The organism is Bacillus sp. BR3(2024) (genome assembly GCF_039134555.1).
GTDB classification, from domain to species: domain Bacteria; phylum Bacillota; class Bacilli; order Bacillales; family Bacillaceae_G; genus Bacillus_A; species Bacillus_A cereus.
Genome location: NZ_CP152433.1, coordinates 634,057 through 654,554, shown reverse-complemented (window position 1 = coordinate 654,554; position 20,498 = coordinate 634,057). Strand labels below are relative to the sequence as shown.

The window sequence follows — 20,498 nt, the reverse complement described above, 5'->3', positions numbered from 1 at the left end:
CAAGGAAAAAACCCTTACATATATTGTAAGAGTCAACGGAGTTCTAATCTTCTCGATAAAATTGATAAACTATAATTTACGATAAAGTACATACAAGCTACTACTATAAACGTCGGAATCATGTAATTCACATTTTGCCCGCTAATAATTTGAGCATTATGCATAAGCTCAGGGAGTGATATAACAACCGCTAGCGACGTATCCTTCAGCAATGAAATAAATTGACTGACAAGCGGCGGAACCATTCTCCTTAATGCTTGTGGCAAAATAATATGCCAAAGCGCTTGAACATACGTTAATCCCGAAGATCTTGCAGCTTCAACCTGCCCTTTTTCAATAGACAATAGACCACTTCTAACAATTTCAGATATCATTGCTGCCTCAAATATTGTTAAAGCAACAATTGCAGCTGTTATAATTTCTAATTTCAAGCCTGCTTCTGGAAGTGCAAAATACGTGAAAAATATAATTAACAGTAGTGGTAAGTTTCGAATCACTTCAACTATAACTCCTAATACTTGTGAGACGACAGGTATTTTCGTGTAGCGCAATATACCGATTACACTTCCAATAATAAAACTAAGTACAATTGCTATGAGCGCTACCTCTAATGTTATAAGTAATCCTTTTAATAAAAATAGAATATGATCTCCTGTAATTGCTCCCTTGAAATCCATTTACACCGCCTCCTTTGCTAAGCGTTTTTCTAAATAACGCACTAGCATACTGAGCGGAATTGTTAATATTAAATAAAACATCCCGACAAATATATAAACATCAAACGTAACAAACGTCTTCGTTGAAATTAAATCTCCTTGATACATTAAATCAGCACCAGCAATAATTCCAAGTATTGAAGAGTTTTTAACTAAATTGAGAAACTGGTTTCCTAAAGGGGGAATTACAATTTTCACTGCTTGGGGTAAGACAACATAATACATCGCCTGCACATACGTTAGCCCTGAAGAGCGAGCAGCTTCCATCTGCCCTTTCGCAACTGATAAAATACCAGCGCGAATTACTTCTGCAATAAAAGCTGCCGTATATACCGTAAGCGTAACTGTTCCTGCTACAAAACCATTTAAAGTAATTCCTATTACAGGTAAAGCAAAATAGAATATAAATGCAATTAATACAAGTGGAATATTTCTTACAAACTCCACAAAAGCTGATCCTATCCAATTTAAAATGCGAATAGGTGCAATACGCATTACTGCCAAAATTACTCCTAAAATAAAACTACCTATCAATGCAATTACACTAGACATAACTGTATATTTAAACCCTTCTAAATACATATCAATGTTATTCGTTAATATAGAAAAATCAGGCACATATTCTCCCCTCTTTCTTTACAAGAAGAGGATGAGTACTCTCATCCTCTCACTTTTACTATCTACTTTTCTGGTTTTTGTCCAATCCACTTCTCATATAATTTGTCATACTCCCCGCTTGCTTTCATGTCTTTAATTAAAGTATTAATCTCTTTCGTTAAATCATCTGCCCCTTTTTGCACTGCAATTCCATACGGTTCATCTGTGAAAATTTTTCCTACTACTTCATAATTAGAATCTTGTTTTGCCATTCCGTAAAGGATCGCATTATCTGTCGTTAACACATCACCTTTACCTGCCTTTAACGCTGTAAATGCCTCACTATAATTTTCAAACTCTAATACAGTCGCTTCTGGTGACTTTTGACGAATGTTATTTGTAGATGTTGATCCTTTTACAGCTAATACTTTAACGCCTTGTTTTATATCATCGACGCTCTTAATATTGCTTCCTTTTTTCACAAGTAACGATTGTCCTGCTTTAAAATATACATCTGAAAAATCCACTTCTTTTTTGCGTTCTTCCGTAATTGTCATTGTTGCAATAATTGCATCAATATCACCATTTTTCAGCATTGGAATGCGTGTTTTAGACGTTACTTCTTTCAGCTCTAGCTTCTTTTCATCTCCAAGAATCTTTTTCGCCAGTGCCTTGGCGACATCAACATCGAATCCTTCTACCTGCCCTGTTGAAGGATTTTTTAATCCAAATAAATTCGTATCATTCTTCACCCCAACTACTAATTTCCCTCGTTTCTTAATTTGCTCAACAGCCCCGCCTTGCTTCGTATTTGTTTCCTTTGCCTCATCTTTCTTACTTCCGCATCCAGCAACAACAAGCACGAATAAACATGAAAATACGATTAAAGTAAATAACTTTTTCATTTTAAGCATGAAATTCCTCCTCTAATGATTTAGCACCCGACTTAAAAATAAACGGGCTCTTTCTTGTTCAGGGTTTGCAAAAAAGTTCGCCGGTGTTGTATCTTCAATAATTTGGCCATCATCCATAAATAAGATCCTATCTGCTACCTCTCTAGCAAATCCCATTTCATGCGTGACAACGACCATTGTCATCCCTTCTTTAGCCAGTGCTTTCATAACATCAAGTACCTCTCCAATCATCTCTGGATCAAGAGCAGACGTAGGCTCATCGAATAGCATAATTTCCGGCTGCATTGCAAGTCCTCTAGCAATTGCCACCCGTTGCTGTTGTCCTCCGGATAATTGATGTGGATATACGTTAGCCTTCTCAGGGATTCCTACTTTCTCTAAATAAAACATTGCTGTTTTCTCTGCTTCTTCTTTGGAAACTTTATTTACTTTAATCGGTGCTAATGTAATATTTTGAAGAACCGTTTTATGTGGATATAAATAAAAATGTTGAAAGACCATCCCAATATTTCGCCGCAATTCATTCATGTCCGTTTTTTTATTGTGTACCTCTGTATTTTGTACAATTAATTCTCCATCTGTAATTGCCTCTAATTGATTTATACATCGAAGCAATGTACTTTTTCCTGATCCTGAAGGCCCGACAACTACTACCACTTCGCCTTTTTTCACTTGCACATTAATATTTTTCAAAACTTGAAAGTTACCATAATATTTATTTACATTACGAAATTCTATCAACATACTCCCCCTTCCCCTAACAATGCATGTACATTCTTTTTATATTCAAAAATAGTCCCAAAAATAACTTTTAGCTTCAATTTGTCCATAAAAAAAGCAAAGGGTTTCCCCTTTGCTTCTTCATTTTTATTCGATTAAGATACTTCTTCTTTCTTATCTTTCCCGTATTCATGCTCCCAAAAATCAGCATTTTTAATTCCTAATGGCCCTGGATCGAATACTGGATCTTTTCCTTCTTTTTTCTGTTTTTCATAATCCTTTAATGCGACTAATGCAGGTTTTTGTAACAATAAAATCGCAATGATATTTACCCATGCCATAATTCCTACCCCAATGTCGCCTAAAGCCCAAGCCGTTGCTGCTGTTTTTATACAGCCGTAGAATACAGCTCCTAAAAATACAAACTTTAGTACCATGGACATCCAAGGGCGATCTTTATCACGATTTAAGTACGCGATATTCGTTTCTGCAATGTAGTAATACGCCATAATTGTTGTAAACGCGAAGAATAATAACGAGATTGCAACGAAACCATTTCCAAATCCAGGGAAAACAGATTCTACCGCCGCCTGTGTATATCCTGGTCCTGGCTGAGCGCCGTTTAGTTTATTAACGATAAAGTTTTTTCCGCTTGCATCAAATACGTTATACATGCCTGTAATAATCATCATAAATGCTGTTGCTGAACAAACAAATAATGTATCAATGTAAACGGAAAATGCTTGTACTAAACCTTGCTTAGCTGGATGTGATACTTCGGCTGCAGCTGCTGCGTGTGGTCCAGTCCCTTGTCCTGCTTCATTGGAATAAATACCACGTTTTACCCCCCAAGAGATTGCTAAACCGATAATACCACCGAAAGCAGCTTCTAATGCAAATGCACTTCTTATAATTAACATAAATGCTTCTGGCAATTTTTCAATATTCATAGCAACAATGACGCAAGCTACTAAAATATAGCCTATTGCCATAAACGGTACGACAACTTGCGCTACGTTAACAATTCGCTTTACTCCACCGAAAATGATAAGAGCTAATACGACAACTAATATAGCCCCTGATACGGTAGTATTAATACCAAAAGCAGTTTCTAAACTTACAGCAATACTATTTGCTTGTACACCTGGTAGTAAAAGCCCCGTTGCAAGAATTGTCGCTGCAACGAATACTAAAGCATACCATTTCACACCTAAACCTTTTTCAATGTAATAAGCAGGTCCACCACGAAACTGCCCTTGATGTTTCGTCTTATATATTTGCGCGAGTGTTGATTCTACATAAGCTGATCCTGCTCCTAAAAAGGCTACTGCCCACATCCAAAATACAGCTCCTGGTCCACCGAATGCAACCGCTGTTGCTACCCCAGCGATATTCCCTGTTCCAACACGTCCTGATAACGAAAGTGCTAACGCTTGGAATGAAGAAACACCAGCTTCTGATTTTTCCCCTTGAAATGTCAGCTTCACCATTTCTCCTACATGTCTTACTTGTAAAAACTTCGTTCGAATAGAAAAATATAAACCTACTCCTAAACATAAATAAACAAGTGCTGGACTCCAAACAATATTATTTAACCAATTTACGAAAGCTTCCAACATTCCCCCTCCTTTTTATAAAGAATATTCAGAATATATATAAAATTATAAGTGTATACCGAATCTAGGACAATATTATTTTAATAAAGTAAACATATTTTTGTATAAAAAAACAAAGTATATATTTGTTTTATATACTTTGTTTTGAACTAAATGTATTATATATTCACAATTGCTTCTCTTTTAATAATTCTTTCGTATAGCTCTTCTGATAATTTCAAGAAGTTATCAGGCATATCTTTCCCTTTAAACTTCTTTTGAAGCGTTCCATATAAACCTATATCACGTAAACGTAAAAATAGTGGTAACGATTCATACCAACTATCCGCCAGCCTGTGCTCATACTCATATCCTTTTCGTAACACTTGTAACTGTTTACGAGCAAAATCTGTCTTCTCTTCTGCTGTCCACGGTGTAAATAGAACAGAGTAGTATAAAACCATCGCTAAATCATGTATAAAGTAATTATAAGCAGCATCATCAAAATCAAAGATTGTTAGCTCTTTACCATCATAATGAAAATTACCTTGATGAATATCACCGTGCATAAGACCGAACGTTTCTCTTTCAACTGGAAGAGCCTTAATTTCATCCATTAATACCGCTGCAATCTCTTTCACTTGACCATCTTCTAATTCATTAACAATTCCACTTTCGTCTTCTTCCCACGTATCACGGTAGTCTGTTTTAGGATAATCCATTGTAAGGCGATGCAGTTGCCCAATCGCTTTTCCCCACGCTTCAAAATAAGCATCTCCCCAATAAGGCGATTCTGCTCCTTTTACTTGCTCACCTTTTGCATATATAAATAAAGAAGCGAAAAAGAAAGTCCCATCCTCTGCTACGATTTCTTCTACGAGATTTCGAGACGTTGAATAAAGAGGTCCTGCTACCTTTGCCCCATTCTCCGCAACATATCGTAAAAAATCTAGTTCAGCCTCTACCTCTTGTTTAGAACGATGAGAAGAATGTGTTAAACGTAATACATAATCTTCATCATTATCACCCTTCGCCTTAAAAATATAATTCTCAAAATCTCCAAGTGGCTTTTCTTCTACTGTTACATGAAACAAATTCGCTGCTCTTTTTAAAATCTCTTTCGTAAAAACACGTTCTACAGCTATTTCCATATATATCCCTCCTATATATCTTCTTAATTCGACACAAATGTTAGAAGTACTGCTATGAAATTGAATAATGCGTGGGCAATCATAGCTGATAAAATAGAATTTGTTTTCTCATATAACCATGCAAATACTACCCCACTCAAAAAATTCACCAGTAATGTGTTATATGTAGGGATATGGACAACGGTAAATATTATGGAACTAATAAACATACCGCCCCACATGCCATATCTATCACGAAAAAATGTATAAAAAACACCTCGATATAAAATCTCTTCATAGATTGGTGATATAATTGCTGCTCCAATTACCACGATACAGAATGAATAGATTGATTTATCATTTTGGACCGTCTCCGTCTTACTATTTTCAAAGGAAATACCCATTTTCTCCATTATCACTAATACAGCAATACTAGCTACAATTAAGAAAATAACCGCTCCAACTGTCCATAAAAGATCTTTCCATGAAAGCTTCCGAATTCCAATATCTTTCCACGAGAGTTTATATCTTTTGATACAAAAAAGATAAACTACAGTAGTAAATATCACTGCCATTATAAAGCCCATTAATACTCCAGCATATAGTGAGTTACCTATTATTTCTAAAATATATTTATAAAAAAGAGATTCAACAGTTACTGGAACAATAACAAATACAAACATAAATAAATATAAAATTTCTTTCCATCCCCACATATCCCTCAAAGTCATTTATATCATCCCCTATACCCTATTTTCTATAGTATAAAAGATGACGTAACGTAACTTTCAAGCTACTTTGTCAAAAATAATCCAAGCATAAATTTCTCACAAAAAGCAAAAATTAACAGAAGTAACTTTATCTAAAAGAGGTGGAAATTATGACAGAGAAAAAAGAACAACAAGAGAGTACGGGCCAAAAGCATATGTTTCCATCACTCCCTGAGAACATTAATTACATTGAAAATAAACTTTCTCATTCTGATGATATAAAAAAATTAGATCTCCCTTTTCAAAACGGAAAAGGAATAATCATATATATCGAATCTTTAGCAGACCCAAATCTAATTCATCAATTAGCTCTTGAGCCATTATTAACGCGATCGGATTTATCTTTAGATAAAGCTTTTTCTACATTAAATATGAAAAAAGAAACGAATTTAAATTATGGTGTGCAGCTTTTATTACAAGGTAAATCTTTATATTTTCATGAACATGTCGAAAGCTTTTGCACTTTTGAAACGGCTCTATCTTTAAAAAGAGATATAACAGAGCCTGATAATGAAGGTATTGTACGTGGACCGCATACTGGTTTTGTAGAAGATTTAGCAACGAATTTAGCCTCTATTCGTAAACTCATTAAGAGTCCAAATGTAGTTGTTAAATATTTTACACTCGGTGAAGAAATGCACACGAAAGTAGCTATTGCTTATATGCAAAACATAGCGAATGACGATTTAGTTACAGAAGTAAAAAGAAGGTTAGAAACGATTAAGACAGATGCACTTATGCCTCCAGGATATATACAAGAATTTATAGAGGATACGTCTTTCTCACCATTTCCGCAGCAATTAAATACAGAGCGTCCAGATAGGACCGCTGCAAATTTAATGGAAGGACGAGTTGCTATTTTATCTGATGGAGATCCCACAGCGCTTATCGTTCCTGTTACGTTATTTGCTTTCTATCAATCACCAGACGATTATAATAACCGCTGGATTGTCGGTTCTTTCGTCCGAATGATTCGCTTAGTGAGTTTCTTGATTGCTTTTCTCTTACCAGCTATATATATCGCAACCGTAGCCTTTCATCCTGATGTATTGCCGCTCGAACTTGTGTATACAATTAAAGCTTCATTAGAGAAAGTACCACTTCCTCCTATTTTTGAAGCTCTCTTAATGGAATTAATCTTTGAATTATTACGGGAAGCTGGTATTCGCTTACCAAGCCGAGTTGGACAAACAATCGGTATTGTAGGTGGTTTAGTAATTGGTGATGCAATTGTAAAAGCTGGACTTGTTTCTTATACGATGATTATTGTTGTAGCTTTAACTGCCATCTCATCTTTTCTCGTTCCATCAAACGATATGAGTTCAGCAGTTCGAATTCTTCGTTTTCCATTAATGATTCTTGCTGCTATATTCGGATACGTCGGAATATCATTCGGTCTAATTATAACTTTCGTTCATTTATGTCAATTACATTCATTTCATACGCCATATCTTTCTCCTGTTGCCCCGATGCGGATAAAAGATATGAAAGATTCTTTCGTAAGACTTCCAATTTGGTCGTTTTGGGAACGACCACATGATCCAAAACCGAAAAAAATGCAACGACAACATGTAACGAGAGAGGATGAGGACGGTGACAAACACGCAAAGTAAAATTTCGCTCGTTCAATTTACCTTTTTCGTTATTCAATGCCAAATCGGAGTTGGTATCCTTTCTCTACCTAACCGTCTTCACCCAATAGCAAAAGGTGGTGGATGGATTTCCGCGCTCATCGCCGGGCTTGCGATTCAGCTTATTATTTTACTAATGTGGCTTTTCTTAAAACGATTCCCTGATGCAGATATGTATGAAAGTGTTTGTATGCTATTTGGTAATAAGTTTGGAAAACTATTAGGCTTTGCTTATGTTTTTTATTTTACTCTTATCGGTATGACAGTTATGTTAAATGCTTGTAATGTCATTAAAGTGTGGGTTTTGCAAGCGACCCCTTGGTACGCAATTCTCTTACTATTTACGATAGCTTGCTGCTATATAGCCTATAATACATTTAAAGTCATCGTACGATTTTATGTCATAGCTTCTATTCTCATTTTGCCCATGGCTCTTTTAATTGCCCTAGGGCTTTCCCGAGCTGATTTCTCTTATATTTTTCCCATTACAGAAGCCGGCTGGTGGAATATAATTCAAGCATCCAAGGAAACAATTACAGCCATGTATGGTTTTGAAATCATTCTTATCGCTTTCCCAAAAGTAAACGGGAGTTCTGTGGCAAAACTGAAGGCAATTTCTATCGCTAACGGATTTGTAACTCTTTTTTATACTTTTACTGTTTGGATTTGCTATATCGTATTTAGCCCAAAACAAATCGAGCTTATTCCAGAACCAGTTGCTTACTTATTACGCTCCTTACATATCGGGATTATAGACCGGACGGATTTACTATTCATACCAATATGGATGATAACAGTTGTGGCTTCTATTGCTAGTTATTATTGCGCTGCTTCAATCGGAGTTGGGCATATATTCAATCTTGCTAATCATAAAAAAGCTGTTCCAATCGTCGGTATTATTGCTTTTAGTGTAGCCTTATTTATAGATACACCTGAAGAATTAAAAGTAATTTCAACTTTCACTGATAAGTTCACGTATATTTTCATCGTTGTCCTCCCTCTTTTATTTCTACTTTATTCAGTAATAAGAAATAAGAAAGGAGAACAGTATGTTCCAAAAAAGAGTTAAATTACTTTTTATATTATGTACTAGTTCCCTCCTTTCTGGCTGTTGGGATCAAGAGCCATTAAGAGAAGCCAGATTAGCTTATAGCATTGGTTATGATATTACGGAAGAGAATAAACTTCAGCAAACGCTTGAACTCGTAAAAAGTTCAAGCGGCGAGCAATCTTCATTCGAAAATGAAATACATTCAGCAAACGGGCATAACATAAGGGATACAAGCGATGCCCTAAAAAAAAATGTGACTGGGAATATTCGCTATTTTAAATATGGCGTTCAATTACTCGGAACCAAAATCCTAAAAAAAGGTATATTACCTTATTTAGATGTCAGCTTTCGGGACCCAACAAACCCAACTGCTTTAGTAAAACTTATTGCAGTAGATGGTGAAACATCCGAGATACTAGAAAAAAAGAAAGTAGGAAATTTACTAATTGGAGATTTTCTAAAGAAAAAAGTGAAAAGTTTAGAAGATATGAGTGTGTTTCCAAAAGAAACTTTAGAAACAGCTGCTACAAAAATGTTAGATCCCGGTAAAGACTTTACCCTCCCTTCTATAAAAATAAAAGGAAAAGAAGTGATTACAAACGGTCTAGCTTTATTTAATAATGATAAATTAACTGGGCATTTACCTTTGAAACAATCTGTTTTATTCGTATTATTAACTGGAAAAATGGGAACAAGTGCCCGTATAACCCAAAAGCTTACTAGCGATGAATCAGAGAAAACATCTGATTATTTAACAATGGAAATTAGCAATCGAAAGTTAAAACGCGACTTAAAAATAACAACAGATAAAAAAGGAAATGTTTATGCTCACATTAAGCTCCAACTAAAAGTTATAGCGCTTGAAGCTCCGAGAGATAATCTTTACAAAATGGATGAAAGAAAAAAACTAAATAAAGAATTGTCTACACAACTTACGAAAGAAGCTAAAAAGATAACGAAAAAGTTACAAAAAGCAAACTGTGATGCTTTCGGTATCGGCAGACACCTTATCGCCTATCACCCTGACTTATGGAAGAAGAAAAATTGGAATAAAGATTATGCAAAAGTAAAATTCAAACCTGAGGTAGAGGTAAACATTTTGTACAGTGGTGTCCTAAAATAAAAGGTTGTATGCCCATGCGGCATACAACCTTTTATTTCGTATATCGATACACAATTGATTCATATGGTCTTAAGCTAAGTTTTGTAATATCCTTGCTAGCATCTTTATAATTCGACAGTAGTATTTCTTGTTTCATTCCATCTAATTGAACGTGCGCTGGTACAGAGTACGTTATTTCTTCTCCATAGAAGTTATTTATAACAAGCAGCACTTCACTTTCTGTAGTACGAGTATATGCCCAAATCTTAGGATCATTTTTATCCAAAATAGCATATTCTCCTTCTGTAATTACATCATACGTTTTCCTAAGTTCTATTAACTTTTTATAATGATAAAATACGGACTCTTTATCTTCTAATGCCTTCTCTACGTTTATTTCTTTAAAGTTTTCAGCCGCTGAAATCCAAGGTGTACTTGTTGTAAAACCACTGTTCATCTCTTCATTCCACTGCATCGGAGTGCGAGAGTTGTCACGAGATTTTTGCTTTAAAATCCCGATAATCTCTTCTTTTGATAGCCCTTCTTTTAGCTTTATATCGTATATATTTAACGATTCCACATCACGATATTGCTCGATGGACTCAAATTTAGGATTCGTCATACCGATTTCTTCCCCTTGATAAATATAAGGCGTTCCTTGCAGCATGTGCATGGCTGTCGCTAACATTTTTGCAGATTCGTTTCGGTACTTTCCATCATCACCAAAGCGTGACACGATGCGAGGCTGGTCATGATTACACCAAAATAACGCATTCCATCCTCCGCCCTTTTGCATTTCAATTTGCCAGCTAGACATAATCTCTTTTAATTTAATAAAATCAAAATCAGCCTTCGTCCACTTATCACCATTCGGATAATCTACTTTTAAATGATGGAAACTAAACGTCATACTTAATTCATTACGCTCAGGGTTTGAATATTTAATACAATTATCAATTGTCGTAGATGACATTTCTCCAACTGTAATTACATCTTTTCCTGCAAAAACATTTCGGTTCATCTCTTGTAAATATTCATGAACACGCGGACCATCTGTATAATACTTGCGTCCATCACTTGTCGCAGTACTACCTTCATCGTTTAAGAAACATTGGTCTTTTGAAATTAAGTTAATGACATCTAATCGGAATCCTGTTACTCCTTTATCCAGCCAAAAACGCATCATATCATATACTTCTTCACGAAGTTTTTCATTTTCCCAATTTAAATCAGCTTGTGTTTCATCAAATAAATGTAAATAATATTGCTCCGTCTTCTCATCATATTTCCAAGCAGATCCACCAAACTTAGACTGCCAATTATTTTTTTCATCACGCCAAATATAGTAATTACGATATGGACTATTTTTATCTTCCTTCGCTTCTTTAAACCACTTATGTTCAGTCGAACTATGATTTACAACAATATCAAGCATAATCTCAATGTTACGTACTTTCGCTTCTGCTAAAAGTTCTTCAAACTCTTCCATCGTTCCGTAAGATGGATCAATGCTGTAGTAATCACTTACATCATATCCATTATCATTTTGTGGTGATTGGTATATCGGTGTTAACCATATATAATCCACTCCGAGTTCTTTTAAATAATCTAGTTTCTCTGTAACACCTTTTATATCCCCGGTTTCTCTATTGTAATAACTATTAAAGCTCTTCGGATAAATTTGATAGACTACACTTTTATGCCAATCCTTCATGTTTAACTTCCTCCTACTTCTGTTTGACTCTTTTTGCAAATAACCATGTTAAAGTAAACGGGATTACAACTGCAATAATCATTCCTACAATAAACATTGGAATCGATTTCGGAATGATAGAAATAAATGCTGGCAATCCGCCAATTCCGATAGCAGGCGCTAATACACCATTTAATGTAATGAATATCGCTGCCACAGCAGATCCTATAATCGCTGCATAGAACGGGAACTTATTTCGTAAATTCACCCCAAACATCGCTGGTTCTGTAATACCGAAGTATGCTGAAATGGCTGATGTTGATGCCATACTTTTATCATTTTGATTTTTAGAAATCCAGAACATCGCAAGTGCCGCACTACCTTGCGCAATGTTAGAAAGAGCGATCATCGGCCAAATAAATGTCCCGCCATGTTGTGCAATCAATTGTAAATCAATTGCAATAAACATATGATGCATACCTGTAATTACAAGCGGTGCATATAACGCTCCAAATAATACTGCTCCAACTACTGGTACTGTTTCATATACACCTACTAATCCTACTGTTAATAAATCTCCAATATGACGTGTAACCGGACCGATAATTCCTAGTGCTAACACACCTGTCACAACGATTGTTGTAATTGGTACAACTAATAATTGAATTGCATTTGGTACATGTTTCTTTAAGAAAATTTCCACTTTACTTAATACAAATGCTGCTACTAAAACAGGTAAAATTTGTCCTTGATATCCTACCTTCTCAATTTGGAATAGTCCTAAAATATTGAAGTACTCAATCTTTTGCCCCTCTAAACCAGTCGCTGCTTTTCCATAGTCCCAAGCGTTTAATAAGGCCGGGTGCACAAGCATTAATCCCATAACAATCCCTAGTATTGGACTACCACCAAAACGCTTCGTTGCTGACCAACCGACAAGTGCTGGTAAGAATACGAATGCTGTATTGGCCATCATATTAATTAAATCCCAAAGCCCGCCTAAGTTCGGATAAACATCTAATAAATTTTTCCCATCAAAAAATAAGTCCTTTGCGCCTAATAGATTGTTAATACCCATTAGTAAACCAGCTGTTACGATCGCTGGTAATATCGGCATAAATACATCCGAAAATATTTTCACAAACTTTTGAGCTGGATTTAACTTCTGATTTCCAGAGTCTTTTACGTCCGCTACAGTCGATTCTTTCATACCTGCAAGCGTTATCAATTCAGCGTAAACACGATCTACATCCCCTGGACCAATTACAATTTGAAATATACCAGCGTTATGAAACGCTCCTTTCACTAATGAAACAGACTGTAATTTATCATTATCTATTTTACTTTCATCTTTTAAAGCGATACGGAGCCTCGTCACACAATGTGCAGCTTGTTCAATATTGTCTTTCCCACCAATATACTGCAACACTTCCTCTGCTGTTTTACGATAGTCTTTCCCCATATTCCCGTCCCTCTTTTCTTTTTTTGATACCGTTTACAATTACATATTAACTCGTATATATAAGTTAGTCAACACTCGTATATACGAGTTTGTGTTTTTTTTATAAAAAAAAGAGATGAAACAATATTTTGTTCCACCTCTTTACTTCCTGCGTGCCACATCCGAAAAGTGAAAAATATCTAAACGGTGGCGTGATTCTGTATATTCAAACTGACTTCCATCATACAAATGTGTAAAGTTTTTCACAACGACAACATAGTCTGTTCCATTTAAATCTAAATACTTTCTGTCATCCTCTGTACATGGCTGTACTTCTATTACCCTCTGCGAATAACTAATATGTAGCCCAAGCTCTTTCTCGATGTATTTATAAATCGATGCAGTTGCAATTTCTTTCGTTAATCCTGGAATAAACTCAGATACAAAATGATTTATATCTAAAATTACTTTTTCTCCATCAATATTTCGTACACGTTTAATATGGTCAATCTCTGTTTTTTCTTTTACATTTAATAATTTCGCAATTTCTTTTGTGGCTTTTTCTTTGTCCATTTCCACAACTTCCGTAATACAATGACGTCCCAAACGTTCATTTTCTTCTTGGAAACTTACAATACCGCCAAAATTAAATTCAATATTTTTTCGCTTTAAAACAAAAACACCTTTTCCATGAATTTTTTGCACATATCCACGCTCTTGCAGTAAATCTACAGCTTTTCTTACCGTGCCTCGGCTTGCCTCATACTGCTTCATTAATTCTGTTTCTGATGGGATTTTGCATCCCTCTTTTAATTGTTTATTATCAATAGATTTACTGATTTCTGTATAAATTTGTTCATACTTACTCATCATCTACAATAGCCCCTTGTCACCTTCTAATTCTATATGTATTATAACATGCTTCACTCTTCTGCCAATCTCTCACTTATTTTCCAGTACAAGAAAAATATAGGTAAATATTTAATCTTTAAAACGTATTTTTATAAAAATTTTTATATTTTTCTTTTCATTCAAAAAAACATGTAGTATACTAACTTCAAAATCAGAGGAGAAAGGGAGCAAAGAACTATGCTTACTTATACAACAACTGTAGTTACATTTGCACAAAAACATCATCATCATACGTAACCCTTGAAACCTAGCGGAAAAATTACGCGTAGGTACAAGGGTTATTCCCGTTGTACCTACGCTTTGGCGAAAGAGCCATGTAGGTATTTTTTTATCTACATGGCTCTTTTTTTATTGTCAAAAAGCTAGTAAAAAATGATGTTTAAGCAAAACTTACTACAAAGGAGTTAACAAAAATGGAAACGAAAAAATGGGGATTATGGGTTTTAACAGCATTTGTTATCGGGAATATGGTTGGCGGTGGCGTATTTATGCTTCCAGCAAATTTAGCACAAGTATCAGGGCCAATGGGTTCTACACTCGCATGGAGTATTACAGGCCTTGGCGTATTTATGATTGCACTTGTATTTGGAAATTTAGCGATTCGGAAACCAGAATTAAAAGCTGGACCACAAAGCTATGCTCAAGCGATGTTTCCTTCAAAAAAAGCTGGTAAAGTTGCAGGATATAGTATGGCATGGGGATATTGGGCTGCTAACTGGGCTGCAACAGCATCTGTTATTATTTCCTTTGCTGGATATTTATCAACATTCTTTCCAGTTTTACAAAGTAAGCAAATTCTTTTTTCAATAAATGGATTTTCACTGGAACTCGGAAAAGGATTAACTTTCCTCGTATGTAGCCTTATGCTGTGGGGAATTCAATATATTCTTTCTCAAAATATTGATCGAGCTGGAAACATGAATCTACTTGCTACCATTGCAAAAATTATTGGATTTACAATGTTTATTGTAATTACATTATTCATTTTCAACGCCTCTAATTTCGGAGACGGTCAAACCTTTATGAATGAAGCAGGACAATCAATCTCATTAGGTGGACAAATCAATTCAGCTGCTATTGCAACACTCTGGGCATTTATCGGTATTGAATCAGCAGTTATGCTTTCTAATCGTGCAAAATCACAGCGCGATGTAAAAAAAGCTACGATTTTCGGATTAATTATCGCTCTTCTTATTTACATGTCAATTACTTTACTTACAATGGGAGCTCTTCCGCAAGATGCTTTAAAAGAGTCTCAAAAACCATTAGTAGACGCATTAAATTTAGCAATTGGAAATAAAGGTGCATATATAATGGCTTTACTCGCTCTTATATCTTTATTTGGATCTACAGTTGGCTGGATTGTTGTTAGTTCAGAAGTACCTTACCAGGCAGCAAAAAATGGACTTTTCCCTAAGTTTTTCGGGAAAACAAATAAAAAAGGTAGTCCTTCAAAATCACTATTGATTACAAATGTAATGACGCAAATTTTCTTATTTTCAACGATTTCTGGTACTGTTTCAGAAGCGTATAGTTTCGCTATCGTCGTAGCAACATTAGCCTATTTAATCCCATACCTTGTTTCTACCTTGTACCAATTAAAATTAGTTATTACAGGAGAAACGTATGATATACTGCCAGGATCTCGAGTAAAAGATGGAATCATTACGACATTAGCGTTGATATACTCCATTTGGGTTATCAAAACGGGAACTGCTGATTTAAAAACATTCTTCTTAGGAATTGGATTGTTCGTATTAGGTCTTATTCTTTATCCAGTACTAATGAAAGACTCACAAAAAACGGATTAAATAAAGAGAAGCTGCTGGCTTCTCTTTTTTATTAAAAATCTGTAATTAACTGTTCTTTTAGCTCTCCTACAGATAAAGGTTTCGCATAATAAAATCCCTGTACATAATCACAGCTCATTGATTGTAACAAACTCTCTTGCTCTACTGTTTCTACTCCTTCAGCAACTACTGCTAAATTTAAACTATGAGCAATTTCAATAACGGATTTTACAATCGTTCGTTCTGGTTGTGCGTGATCATAATGAAATTCACGAATAAAATTACGATCAATTTTTACAATATCCAGTGGTAGTTGTTTTAAATAATATAAGGAAGAATAGCCAGTCCCGAAATCATCCAAAGCAATTAAAACACCCATATTTCTTAATTCTTGTAATGTAGCAATAATATAATCAAAATGACGGACTGCAATGCTTTCCGTTATTTCTAATATTAAACGGTTCGGAGGAAAGCCAGTTCTCTTTAAAATGCTACGTACTGATAAAATAAAACGTTTCTGCATTAATTGTTGTATAGATAAATTCACAGATAACTTTAGTCCTTCTTGATAATTCGGCAATGTTTTAAACAAGCGACATGATTTTTCTAATACCCAGTCTCCTAGTTTTATAATAAGTCCAGACTCTTCAGCTACAGGGATAAATTCGCTTGGTGAAATAGGTCCGTCTTCTGTCATACAACGTACTAGAGCTTCTATACCAGAATATCTCTTCGTTTTCAAATCAATAATAGGCTGCAATGCTACATCTAACTCTTCATCACGAATTGCCTTTTGCAAAGCAAACTCAACTTTCATTCTACGATTTATTTTCGCGCGTAGCTCATCTGTAAAGAAACACGCAGCGTTTCTCCCCTGTTCTTTTGCACTATACATAGCTAAGTCAGAGTTTTTCAATAACGTTTCCACATCTTGTCCGTCTTGTGGATAAGAACAAAGTCCTAGACTAGCTGAAATGTATACTTCATGGCCTTCCAGCATAAATGGTGCCTGAAAACATGACAATACAGATGTCGCTAACTGACTCATATCATCTTGTCTATGATTTTTTGTTAACAGCACAAATTCGTCGCCACCTAGCCTAGCCAGAACATCTTTCTCTCCTAGTACATAATGCAACCTTGAAGCAACTTCACTTAAAAGTAAATCCCCTATCATATGACCTAATGTATCATTTACTAATTTAAAACGGTCCAAATCAAAGTAAATCATACCAAATTCTTTTTTATCTGCAATCAATTCGTTAACGGTCGTTATTAATTGTAAACGGTTAGGCAAACTCGTTAAAGCATCATGATAGGCAAGTTCCCTATAACGACTTTCACTTAGCCGCAATCTATGTTCCGCTTCTTTTCTACTACTAATATCATTTCGAATTGCGATAAATTGGTATGGCTCTCCTTTTTCATTTAAAAATGGAACAATTGTTGTTTTGACCCAATAATATGTACCATCTTTTGCTCGATTCCGAATCTCACCTGTCCATACTTTCCCATTCAAAATACGTTTCCATAAATCTTGAAAAAAGGTTTTTGGATGATGTCCTGAATTTAAAATACGGTGATCTTTTCCAATTAATTCTTCTCTTTTGTATTTAGAGATTTCACAAAATTTATCATTTACATATGTAATAAGACCTTTTCGATCTGTAATTGCAACAATTGAAGACTCATCTAATGCTAACTTTAAATCTCGCAATGAAGAGTCATATAATGCATGACCTCTCTGTTCTAGCATGCGCATCTCTCCTTGCTTCTATCTGACTAAAACACAACCTGTTTCTCTTCATAGAAATAGAGATATTTCATTTTCTAATACTAGCCCATTACATAAATTATCTTTTTGAATAGACCGATTAAAATAACATAATATTATTTGTAATAAAAAGCAATATTATACCGTTCTAATTATAAATAGTAGCTTCTCATCTCCCTAATTATTTCGCGCCTTATTATACTGCAATCCCTTTAAGTGTCTCTATGCAAGCCTTATTTCCAACTAATACCACTCACATCTGATCTCTTTGTTTTTAATAACGAAATAGAAATTAGAGCATACTACATAACTATTCACGAATAATAATATAAAACTCTACATCAATGTATATGTTTTTGAATTACAATAACAAAATATTAACATATTTTTACCTTAATTTTGGAAGTATTTTATAAATAAATACCGTATTAAACTAAAAAAGAGGATAGCCTCTTTTTTAGTTTAATACGAATATGGTATTTGCTGATAACCTGGGTATGGCATTGGATACGTTACAGGGTATGGTGATGGATAAGCTACTGGATATGGAGCGGGATAATACCCTCCACTTGTTGCACCTGTTAATGCACCAGCTGTCAGTCCGCCTAACACTCCTCCTGCAAAGCTTCCAGGGAAAAATCCGCCTCCCCATGAACTACCCCACCACCCCAGCCCCATCCGCCTCCGTGATGATGATGGTGATCATAGTGATTGTGTCCTCCATGGTGATGATGTCCACCGTTATGATTGTGCCCACCATGATTGTGTCCTCCATGATGATTTCGATAATACAATCCATTATTTTCTATATAATTCATGTTTCTCCGCTCCTTTTCGATTTTTTCATTTTCATATGCGTTAAGAGTGGGATAAAAAATGGGATAGTACACTGTATGTAGGACAAATGCGGAAAGTATAGGTGAAATGTCTATATTTTGTAAAAAAAGCAAAACACCTTATAATAAAGATGTCATATTACATCTTCTATTTAAGAAGTCTATATTGAAAAAAGATTAGGGGAATTATATAGAAATGAAGAAGCCTATCGTTCAATTACTATTAATATTTACAATTGTATCTATCGTTCTGTTCCTATTAAATACATCGTATATCTCGTTATATACATTTGTCGGTGCTCTATGGTCCATCACAATCGTAGGAATTTCATTCGTTATTTTTATAGAAAATAGATCTCCACAAAGTACATTAGCATGGTTTTTAGTATTAGCACTTCTTCCTATTATAGGTGTGCTTTTATACGCTATTTTCGGACGCAGCCGCTGGAGAAGAAAAAAACATCTCCATCGTTCAGAAGAACAAAGAAAATTATTCCGTGAAATATTAGAAGGAAGAAGACTAGAGTTATTACTCACAGTCCCACTAAATGAACGTTCCATACATTTAACAGAAGTCATACAAAAATTTGGAGGCGGTCCTGCCGCAGATAGAACAACTACAAAACTTTTAACAAACGGAGATCAAACATTTTCAGAAATTTTGCGAGCTATAGAGCAAGCAAAACATCATATACATATTCAATACTACATTTATAAATCTGATGAAATTGGTACAAAAGTTCGAGATGCTTTAATACAAAAAGCAAAAGATGGTGTTATTGTACGCTTCCTTTATGATGGCCTTGGAAGTAATACGTTAAGAAGACGATTTTTACAACCTATGAAAGAAGCTGGGATTGAAATTGTAGAATTTGACCCTATTTTTTCAGCTTGGTTACTTGAAACTGTCAATTATCGTAACCATCGAAAAATTGTTATTGTAGATGGCGAAATTGGTTTTACCGGAGGACTCAATGTCGGTGATGAATATCTTGGCCGTTCAAAGAAATTTCCTGTTTGGCGTGATAGTCATTTAAAAATAGAAGGAAAAGCATTATATAAATTACAAGCAATCTTTCTAGAAGACTGGCTCTATGCCTCTAGTGGTTTAAATACTTATTCCTGGGATCAATTCATGAATAGACAATACTTCCCAGGTAAAGAGATTTCAAATGCAGAAGGTGCTGTTCAAATCGTAGCAAGCGGACCAAGCTCCGATGATAAAAGTATTCGTAATACATTATTAGCTGTTATGGGCTCTGCAAAAAAATCCATTTGGATCGCTACACCCTACTTTATTCCAGATCAAGAAACTTTAACATTATTACGCTTAAGTGCAATTGCCGGAATAGATGTACGGATTTTATATCCAGGTAAAAGTGATAGCATCATTAGTGATCAAGCATCTCAATCCTATTTCACTCCGCTTTTAAAAGCTGGTGCTTCTATTTACAGTTATAAAGATGGTTTTATGCATGCAAAAATTGTACTCGTTGATGATACAATTGCAACTATTGGAACAGCGAACATGGATGTACGTAGCTTTAAATTGAATTACGAAATTATTAGCGTACTTTATGAATCAAAAACAGTTCACGATATTAAACGTGATTTTGAAGAAGATTTTAAACATTCGACTGAAATTAAATGGAACTCTTTCCAAAAAAGAAGTATAAAAAAACGCATATTGGAGTCTTTCATGAGGCTCATTTCTCCTTTACTGTAGGCAATCAACTTCATCTTGATTGCTTTTTCTTTTCCCTTTATCCTCCTTCCTTTTCTTTGCATACCATATTAAAACAAGTTATCATAAGATGTATTACTTT

Annotated in this window: 16 protein-coding genes and 1 pseudogene; 5 read left to right on the top strand and 12 right to left on the bottom strand. The window is 35.0% G+C overall.

The window, feature by feature from the left end; all coding sequences use genetic code 11:
* Window positions 1-32 precede the first annotated feature (32 nt).
* The 7 genes from V7S45_RS03320 to V7S45_RS03290 all read right to left on the bottom strand — a co-directional run bounded on the left by V7S45_RS03320 (window position 33) and on the right by V7S45_RS03290 (window position 6,403).
* Window positions 33-677, bottom strand: a complete 645-nt coding sequence (locus V7S45_RS03320; protein ID WP_000345960.1) for an amino acid ABC transporter permease — start codon at window positions 675-677, stop codon at window positions 33-35.
* Window positions 678-1,334, bottom strand: a complete 657-nt coding sequence (locus V7S45_RS03315) for an amino acid ABC transporter permease (protein WP_001112667.1) — start codon at window positions 1,332-1,334, stop codon at window positions 678-680.
* A gap of 62 nt (window positions 1,335-1,396) precedes the next feature.
* The gene (glnH, locus tag V7S45_RS03310) at window positions 1,397-2,227 is read right to left on the bottom strand and encodes a glutamine ABC transporter substrate-binding protein GlnH (protein WP_000916491.1); all 831 of its coding nucleotides are present in this window, start codon (window positions 2,225-2,227) and stop codon (window positions 1,397-1,399) included.
* Window positions 2,228-2,239: 12 nt separating this feature from the next.
* Window positions 2,240-2,971, bottom strand: coding sequence for an amino acid ABC transporter ATP-binding protein (locus tag V7S45_RS03305; RefSeq protein ID WP_006917993.1), 732 nt, complete (start codon window positions 2,969-2,971; stop codon window positions 2,240-2,242).
* Between the two features lie 131 nt (window positions 2,972-3,102).
* Window positions 3,103-4,563: an alanine/glycine:cation symporter family protein gene (locus V7S45_RS03300; RefSeq protein ID WP_000387160.1), complete on the bottom strand. Its 1,461-nt coding sequence runs from the start codon at window positions 4,561-4,563 to the stop codon at window positions 3,103-3,105.
* A 158-nt stretch (window positions 4,564-4,721) separates the two neighbouring features.
* Window positions 4,722-5,693, bottom strand: a complete 972-nt coding sequence (locus V7S45_RS03295; protein WP_000401644.1) for a phosphotransferase — start codon at window positions 5,691-5,693, stop codon at window positions 4,722-4,724.
* A gap of 23 nt (window positions 5,694-5,716) precedes the next feature.
* Window positions 5,717-6,403, bottom strand: a complete 687-nt coding sequence (locus V7S45_RS03290; protein WP_000175182.1) for a type II CAAX endopeptidase family protein — start codon at window positions 6,401-6,403, stop codon at window positions 5,717-5,719.
* Between the two features lie 149 nt (window positions 6,404-6,552).
* Between V7S45_RS03290 and gerKA the strand changes: the two genes are divergently transcribed.
* From gerKA to gerKC, 3 genes are read left to right on the top strand one after another with little or no spacing between them, the layout of a single operon-like run.
* On the top strand, window positions 6,553-8,055 hold the full coding sequence (gerKA, locus tag V7S45_RS03285; protein ID WP_025687819.1) for a spore germination protein GerKA: 1,503 nt from the start codon (window positions 6,553-6,555) through the stop codon (window positions 8,053-8,055).
* A complete protein-coding gene (locus V7S45_RS03280) occupies window positions 8,036-9,142 on the top strand; it encodes a GerAB/ArcD/ProY family transporter (protein ID WP_342761651.1) in 1,107 nt (368 codons plus the stop codon). The genes gerKA and V7S45_RS03280 overlap by 20 nt, the downstream gene beginning before the upstream one ends.
* Window positions 9,123-10,247, top strand: coding sequence for a spore germination protein GerKC (gene gerKC, locus V7S45_RS03275; RefSeq protein ID WP_000486848.1), 1,125 nt, complete (start codon window positions 9,123-9,125; stop codon window positions 10,245-10,247). The genes V7S45_RS03280 and gerKC overlap by 20 nt, the downstream gene beginning before the upstream one ends.
* 31 nt (window positions 10,248-10,278) lie before the next feature.
* On the opposite strand, the gene treC is transcribed toward gerKC, so the two are convergent.
* The 3 genes from treC to treR form a co-directional block, all read right to left on the bottom strand.
* Window positions 10,279-11,940: an alpha,alpha-phosphotrehalase gene (gene treC / locus V7S45_RS03270; protein WP_000656141.1), complete on the bottom strand. Its 1,662-nt coding sequence runs from the start codon at window positions 11,938-11,940 to the stop codon at window positions 10,279-10,281.
* A 13-nt stretch (window positions 11,941-11,953) separates the two neighbouring features.
* A complete protein-coding gene (treP, locus tag V7S45_RS03265) occupies window positions 11,954-13,381 on the bottom strand; it encodes a PTS system trehalose-specific EIIBC component (protein ID WP_000513935.1) in 1,428 nt (475 codons plus the stop codon).
* Between the two features lie 141 nt (window positions 13,382-13,522).
* Entirely contained in the window at window positions 13,523-14,233 is a 711-nt protein-coding gene (gene treR / locus V7S45_RS03260) for a trehalose operon repressor (RefSeq protein ID WP_000987242.1), read from the bottom strand.
* A gap of 452 nt (window positions 14,234-14,685) precedes the next feature.
* Here treR and V7S45_RS03255 point away from each other — a divergent pair, with 452 nt between their 5' ends.
* A complete protein-coding gene (locus tag V7S45_RS03255) occupies window positions 14,686-16,083 on the top strand; it encodes an amino acid permease (RefSeq protein ID WP_000448447.1) in 1,398 nt (465 codons plus the stop codon).
* 31 nt (window positions 16,084-16,114) lie between these two features.
* On the opposite strand, the gene V7S45_RS03250 is transcribed toward V7S45_RS03255, so the two are convergent.
* Window positions 16,115-17,818, bottom strand: a complete 1,704-nt coding sequence (locus tag V7S45_RS03250) for an EAL domain-containing protein (protein ID WP_025689439.1) — start codon at window positions 17,816-17,818, stop codon at window positions 16,115-16,117.
* 480 nt (window positions 17,819-18,298) lie between these two features.
* A pseudogene (locus V7S45_RS03245) lies at window positions 18,299-18,654 on the bottom strand (cobalt transporter).
* A gap of 214 nt (window positions 18,655-18,868) precedes the next feature.
* On the opposite strand from V7S45_RS03245, the gene V7S45_RS03240 reads away from it, so the two are divergent.
* Window positions 18,869-20,398 (top strand): cardiolipin synthase, encoded by a 1,530-nt coding sequence (locus tag V7S45_RS03240; protein ID WP_025689438.1) that lies wholly within the window; start codon window positions 18,869-18,871, stop codon window positions 20,396-20,398.
* Window positions 20,399-20,498 lie beyond the last annotated feature (100 nt).